Raw genomic sequence first — 6,489 nt, forward strand, 5'->3', positions numbered from 1 at the left:
AAAAAGTCTTCAGTATAGCTGAAGACTAATTTACAAATATTTTAATGAAACTGCTTTTTTAAGGTAAGTTTTGAAAATTAACCAAAATAGAATAGTTCTTACTATCACTTTGAATGTTTAAAGTAGCTAGTCCCGTAAAACCTGGTTGCTCGAACGCGAAAGGTTGATACCTACCCGTATTCTGTGTATTCGGGATCATGTTTACTGTTGAATTGTTGTTGGTGCCAACTAGTACGGACTCGGTATTAAAGTCTCTTATTGTTAAACTCAGTTGATCTGTTCCCGGTAAAAAAACAATGTTTCTTATGGAATTAAATTCATCTAAACATAAGCATGGTGAAGGTGATGGTGGAATAGGAGGCAAAATAGGATTGATAATGAAGAAAGCTTCTGCCGGACTTGGAATTGCAGAAATTTCAGACTGGTTTGCATCTATTTCTGCATATGCTAATGCTATATTTTCTTGAGCATCATTATAACCAGGATCGTTGTCTGGAACCTGAACCCAAACATCAATATTATCGTTAAGCCTAACGTTTTCAGCTTCTAAATAATAAATACGCAAATCACCTTCATAAATGTAGTTGGTTGCAGTTAAAGGTGCTTCCTCTACGGGGACGTTATCGTCTTTATCTTCACAACTCAAATTAGTGAATAATAGTAGTGATAGGATTAATAGAACTAGAGGTTGTTTTTTCATAATTAATAATTTATAGTTTTTCATGTGTTACTTAATGCAAAAACGAAACCTAAAGTTAACACTTTTTTAAATTATTAGTTAAAAAAAACAAGATTTATTGATTTAACATGTTGATAGTTAGTTTATTTGATAAATAAGTATCGAGTTATTATCACCTTTAGTAACAAACTCCAGATTTGAGTCTTTATCAATATTATCTAGGATAATCCTAGAGTTTCCATAAACAGGAAAGTTCTCTATAGGTTTAGCTTGGCTGTCAAACAGGTATATTTTTTTAGATTGTAAGTCGGTTACGGAAACATAGATTTTATCGTTTAAGTAAAAGATGTCTGGTTTAGTATAGTTTCCGTAATCCATCTCCAAAGTCTTATTTTTTATGGTCAACTTGTTTTCAGATTGTGCAACAAGTGTTTTAGAGGTAGCTTCTATATGATGTCTTTCGGTTAACTGAATATTTTGTTCTGTGGAATTTCCTTTTTCATCAATGCTTACCAATTTCCCATCTTTAGTAGTAGTAGTAAATTTGTCATTGTACAAATACACAGCTTCATTTGAGTAGTTATAGCTGTTTTTAGGTGACACTCGCGTTTTTCCAACCCGATCTAATATATATAGTTTGCTATCAGTTTTAAAAACTAGATAGTCTTTCTTGGCAATTCTAATATGTTGAGGTTGATAGATTAAATCACTTTCTGCACTTTTAAAATTAAAGCCTCTAATAGTTTTCCCAAGTTGGCTGTACATAAGTATGTTTTTTCCTTGAGTTACTACTAGTCTGTAGTTTCTATTGTTATCGTAATCGAAAACAGATAATGGTTGCGTAATTTTACTGTTGAATTTTAAAGGAAAAGGAGATACATCTTTTCCGGCTCTATCTAAAACATAAACGCGGTTTGGTGTTGCAAAAGCCAATTGCAGTCGGCCATTTTTATACATGTCTATTTGTTCTACTTTGCCTAAAATAGGACCATCAAGTTGTTTTTTCCAAAGCAGTTTTCCGGTATTTGAAATTAAATAGAGATTGTTTTTTACATCTTGAAGCACGATTTCCTTTTGATCAGATTCGTGATTTATAACAAATTGAGGTGTGTTTAAAATGTCTTCGGTAATTTTTATATTGAATTCTTCCGTAACCGAATTTTCTAAGGCCTTTGTTTTGCTCTTCTTTAAGACAGCATTTACATGGGCAAAATTAGAGTCGTAAATAAATTGAATGGCAGACGCTTTGTAATTATCTAGATTTAGAGATAGATTTTCGTCTAAAAACTGCTCAATTTTGTTGTTTAATTTTGAAGGATTTACAACAAGCATCAGCGAAGCTTCGTTACTTAAGTTCTCATTAATAGTTTCAAAATAAGGTCTTTCTTCAAAAGTGGTGTTGTTTTGATAATTCGCGATAATGTTCTGAAGCATTTCAGTGGAATTAGCAAAAACAAAGAAATTATCCAATACACAGTAATGTGTTGCCTTATTAAATTGAACTAAAGGTGAAAAGGTTTGCTTAAATAATTCTGGCTTGCTAAAGTTTAAAATATCTATTTGTCTGTAAGTCTCAACTATATCTTGCTCGTTTAAAAGCGCATCGTTGGTTGATGTGTCATCTAGAGAATTTAGCACAACAGCCTCTTGCTCGCCTTCAAAAATAACACCTACTTCTACAACATTATCAAATAAAGTCGTATCATAAGTTAAGGAATCAACCGTTTGATAGGCTTCAAGGTTTTGTTTGAAATTACTGTAATTTTTAAAAGTGAAACTTAAAAAACCATCGCTATTGGAAGGTGTGATTTTTGCTAACTGATTTTCTTGGGGAATGGTATTTTTAAAAACTTCTATCAGACTTTTTGACGAATCTGTAGCTTTAGTGATTCCGTTGATAAGAATTTCGTCTTGTTTTAAATCGATATCTATTAATAAATAATTGGCTATTTTAAGCTTGCTAATTGAATCATTCAGAAAAAAGGAATTAAAATAATTATGATTTTCATTAATTAAAACAGATAATTGACTGTTTTTATTGGCCGTGTTTAATAATTCTACTAATTCTGAAGGCTTGTTTTTCTTTTCAAGAGATTTAGTAAGCAATTCCATATTAGAAGACCCAATAAATAAACTATCCTTGATAACGCTAAATAACACTTGGTTTTCTACCGAAGTTTTAGTTATAGAATAATCTTTATTTGTAATTGTTTCAATTTTATGGTTTGGCAAAGAATCAACAAGAAATAAGTCCTTATTATATGTTGTAATAATTAAATACTGAAGGCTATCATTTTTATCTTTACTAAAACAAAGAAGTAGTTCGTTGGAGGTTTTAAAATATTTTAAGGCATCTATTTTTTTAGAAACCGAAGAAAAGGTCTTGGATTTGGAAAGTTCATCAAGAAAATTATTGTTAGTAATATTGTTTTTTAAACTTTCAAGATCCGAAGCTTTTAAAACATAAGATGCATTTTCGGGAATATAATCTGCAGGATCGCTGAATTTGGTATCCGTATTACAACTTGTAACTAATAATGTGATTAAGACGAAATAAAAAATTCCTTTCATTTAGTGTGAGCGTTTTATGCAAATATAATAAGTTAAAGTTCTAATTTAAATTGTTCCGGCAAGAGTCTAAAAGATTTTCTATGATATTCTGTAATTCCGAATTCCCTAATGGCATTTCTATGCTCTTTTGTTGGATAACCTTTATTCTGTTTCCAGTTATACATAGGGAATTCTTGATGAATGGCTTTCATATAATCGTCTCGATACGTCTTAGCTAGGATGGAAGCCGCAGCAATGGAGAGAAACTTGCAGTCTCCTTTAATTATAGTTTCATGCGGAATATTTAGAAAAGGTTTAAATCTGTTCCCGTCAACAATTATAAATTCGGGATTCATTTTTAAATTTTCAATGGCTTTATGCATTGCTAAAATGGATGCGTTTAAAATATTTATCTCATCAATTTTCTCAGGAAATACGTGAGCAACGCTAAAAGCTAGAGCATGTTCTTCAATATAAGGTCTTAAAAGCTCCCTTTTTTTTTCAGATAATTGTTTCGAATCATTTAATATAGAATTCTTAAAATTTTTCGGAAGAATAACAGCTGCTGCAGTAACAGGTCCAGATAAACAGCCTCTTCCAGCTTCGTCTGTGCCACATTCTAGAGTGAAATGGGAGTGATTTAATTTTAGCATTTATATAAATCTTAAGAATAAGACGTTATTATTAATCGTAATATTGTGTGGAATAAATAAAATCCAATAAGATATTTTCTATTTTTGACGAAAATTAGTTTATTATTTGTTCAAATTAAATAATACAAATTCAAAATAACCTTAAGTGCCTGCAAGGTCTTAAAAATAATTATGAAGAAAATATTTTTAGCATTTTTTTTAATAGGTTTTGTTAATTTAGGGTTTTCTCAAATTTTGCCTACCATTAGTGAAGATCAAAATCTAAATGGGAATAATAGCGATGATTCTTATCAAGGTTCTACAAAAAGTACAAGCAATAAGAATGTTAAAAACAAAGATGCTAAAATTGAGCAGTATTTAATTATTTCTCAACAGAGAGATACCACTTATGTAGATACGTCACTTACTATAAAAAAGGAATATAAGTTTAATTATTTGAGAAAGGATAATTTTAATTTAATGCCATTTTCAAATGTTGGACAAACCTATAACACCTTAATACATACTTTTGACAATACGGAGTTAATGCCTGCCTTTGGAGCTAGAGCAAGACATTTTAATTATATGGAAGTAGATGATATTTCCTATTATCATGTGCCAACGCCTTTTACCGAGCTTTTGTATAGATCTGTTTTATCACAAGGACAGTCCGTAGATGCTTTTTTTACAGCGAACACTTCTAAACAATTTAATTTTTCAATAGCATATAAAGGTTTGCGATCTTTAGGGAAATATCAAAATGCATTAACCAGTACGGGTAATTTTAGATTTACATCTAGCTATAAAACCAAAAACAATAGATATGTAGCAAATGGGCATATTGTAATGCAAGATTTGTATAACGACGAGAATGGAGGTGTTCAAAACAGTAATATTCCTTATTTTGAATCTGGAGACCCGGAGTTCAAAGACAGATCATTATTAGCTGTTTATTTTACAGATGCCGATAATATGTTAAAAGGAAAGCGGTTTTACCTAGATCATAGCTACAAGATTATTAGGGAAAAGGATTCGCTAACAAATAATAAACTAAGTATTGGAAATGTCCTTTCTTTTGAAGATAAGTATTACGAGTTCAATCAAACAGCTGAAAATGATTATTTTGGGGAAGCATTCCAGCAAACTAATCTTAGGGATAAAGTAACGCTTGAAGATTTTAAAGCCCAAGTCTATGCTAATTATAGTAATAACATTCTTGGAGATCTACAATTTAGTACAACATATAATAATTATAATTATGGATATGATAATGTAACCTATATAGATAATGAATTAATTACAAATAGGTTATTAGGAAGTATCATATCAATAGGAGGAGCATATTCTAAAAGTATTAAAGAGTTTAGCCTGGACGGAAGCTTTGGGTTAAATGTGGCAGGAGATTTTCAAGGAAATTTCATAATGGGTAGTGCAAGTTATCAATTAACTGACGATTTAGGCCTTAGCGCAAAAATCAGTCACAATTCAAAAGCGCCCAATTATAACTTTCTGTTGAATCAGAGTGTATATAAAAACTATAATTGGCAAAACAACTTTAATAATATAAAGACTCAGAGTTTGGAGTTTGTATTAACCTCCAATAAAATTGCAAATGTTTCTGTGGATTTCACGACCATTAATGATTATGTTTATTTTGAAAAGGGAATAGATTCGGGCTCCGTAATGCCTTATCAGACTAATAATGCAATTAGTTATTTAACTATAAAGTTAGAAAGAGAATTCAAATACAGAAAATTTGCTTTAGCTAATACCATATCCTATCAAAACGTTCAAGACGATAACCAGGTTTTTAATGTTCCTGAGTTTGTAACTAGAAACACGCTATATTATTCAGATCACCTTTTTAAGAAGGCCTTGTTTCTTCAAACGGGAATTACCTTTAATTACTTTTCTAAGTATTATATGGATGGATACGATCCGTTACTTGCAGAATTCTATGTGCAAACAGATCAAGAGTACGGTGGATATCCAAGATTTGATTTTTTCGTTAATGCTAAAATCCAACAAGCAAGAATCTATATAAAGGCAGAACACTTTAATGCTGGCTGGTCTGGCTACGATTATTTTTCGGCTCCTAACCATCCGTACCGTGATTTTATAATACGCTTTGGTTTGGTTTGGGATTTCTTCCTATAATATAAGTTGTAAAAACTGCTAGATTTTGAGGTTCCTTTATATGGTAAACTGCAAGCCAATCAATTTTCTTAATTAATTTTCACTGCTAAGTATTCGTTAATAGGAGTTTAAGTCTTACTTCAAAAAAAACTTATTTTTTTTATAAGAATTGTTTGTTTGTAAAAGAAAAAGGGTTGTATATTTGCACTCGCTAAAAACAACATCTGTTATAGTGAAGTTCTTAAAAAGTAGTGTTAATTGAAGATTAGGAAAAGGTTAAAAAAACTTTTTCAAATTTTTTTTCAAAAAACATTGTGTAAGAATAAAAAGGGTTTTATATTTGCACCCGCTTAGGAGATTAACGCCCTAGGGAAGTAAGAAAAAGTTCATAGACATATTGAATTGACAGCGTAAGATTTAGCTGGAAACGGTTAAATCAAACAAAGAGAATAAATTATTTTGAGTACCTAATTAAAACTATTTCGATTGGTT

At 30.7% G+C, this 6,489-nt stretch carries 4 protein-coding genes; 1 reads left to right on the top strand and 3 read right to left on the bottom strand.

Annotated elements, in window-relative coordinates:
• Window positions 1–58 precede the first annotated feature (58 nt).
• The 3 genes from IEV77_RS06360 to rnhB form a co-directional block, all read right to left on the bottom strand.
• The gene (locus IEV77_RS06360; protein WP_188462907.1) at window positions 59–700 is read right to left on the bottom strand and encodes a hypothetical protein; all 642 of its coding nucleotides are present in this window, start codon (window positions 698–700) and stop codon (window positions 59–61) included.
• A gap of 117 nt (window positions 701–817) precedes the next feature.
• On the bottom strand, window positions 818–3,250 hold the full coding sequence (locus tag IEV77_RS06365; protein WP_188462909.1) for a ribonuclease HII: 2,433 nt from the start codon (window positions 3,248–3,250) through the stop codon (window positions 818–820).
• A gap of 32 nt (window positions 3,251–3,282) precedes the next feature.
• On the bottom strand, window positions 3,283–3,882 hold the full coding sequence (gene rnhB, locus IEV77_RS06370; RefSeq protein WP_188462911.1) for a ribonuclease HII: 600 nt from the start codon (window positions 3,880–3,882) through the stop codon (window positions 3,283–3,285).
• A gap of 171 nt (window positions 3,883–4,053) precedes the next feature.
• On the opposite strand from rnhB, the gene IEV77_RS06375 reads away from it, so the two are divergent.
• Window positions 4,054–6,018, top strand: a complete 1,965-nt coding sequence (locus IEV77_RS06375; protein WP_188462913.1) for a putative porin — start codon at window positions 4,054–4,056, stop codon at window positions 6,016–6,018.
• Window positions 6,019–6,489 lie beyond the last annotated feature (471 nt).

This window comes from Xanthomarina arctica (genome assembly GCF_014638915.1).
Taxonomy (GTDB): Bacteria; Bacteroidota; Bacteroidia; order Flavobacteriales; family Flavobacteriaceae; genus Xanthomarina; species Xanthomarina arctica.

Coding starts and splice junctions, on each gene's coding strand:
- IEV77_RS06365 (WP_188462909.1), bottom strand. CDS start 3,250: ATGAAAGGAATTTTTTATTTCGTCTTAATCACATTATTAGTTACAAGT.
- IEV77_RS06360 (WP_188462907.1), bottom strand. CDS start 700: ATGAAAAAACAACCTCTAGTTCTATTAATCCTATCACTACTATTATTC.
- IEV77_RS06375 (WP_188462913.1), top strand. CDS start 4,054: ATGAAGAAAATATTTTTAGCATTTTTTTTAATAGGTTTTGTTAATTTA.
- rnhB (WP_188462911.1), bottom strand. CDS start 3,882: ATGCTAAAATTAAATCACTCCCATTTCACTCTAGAATGTGGCACAGAC.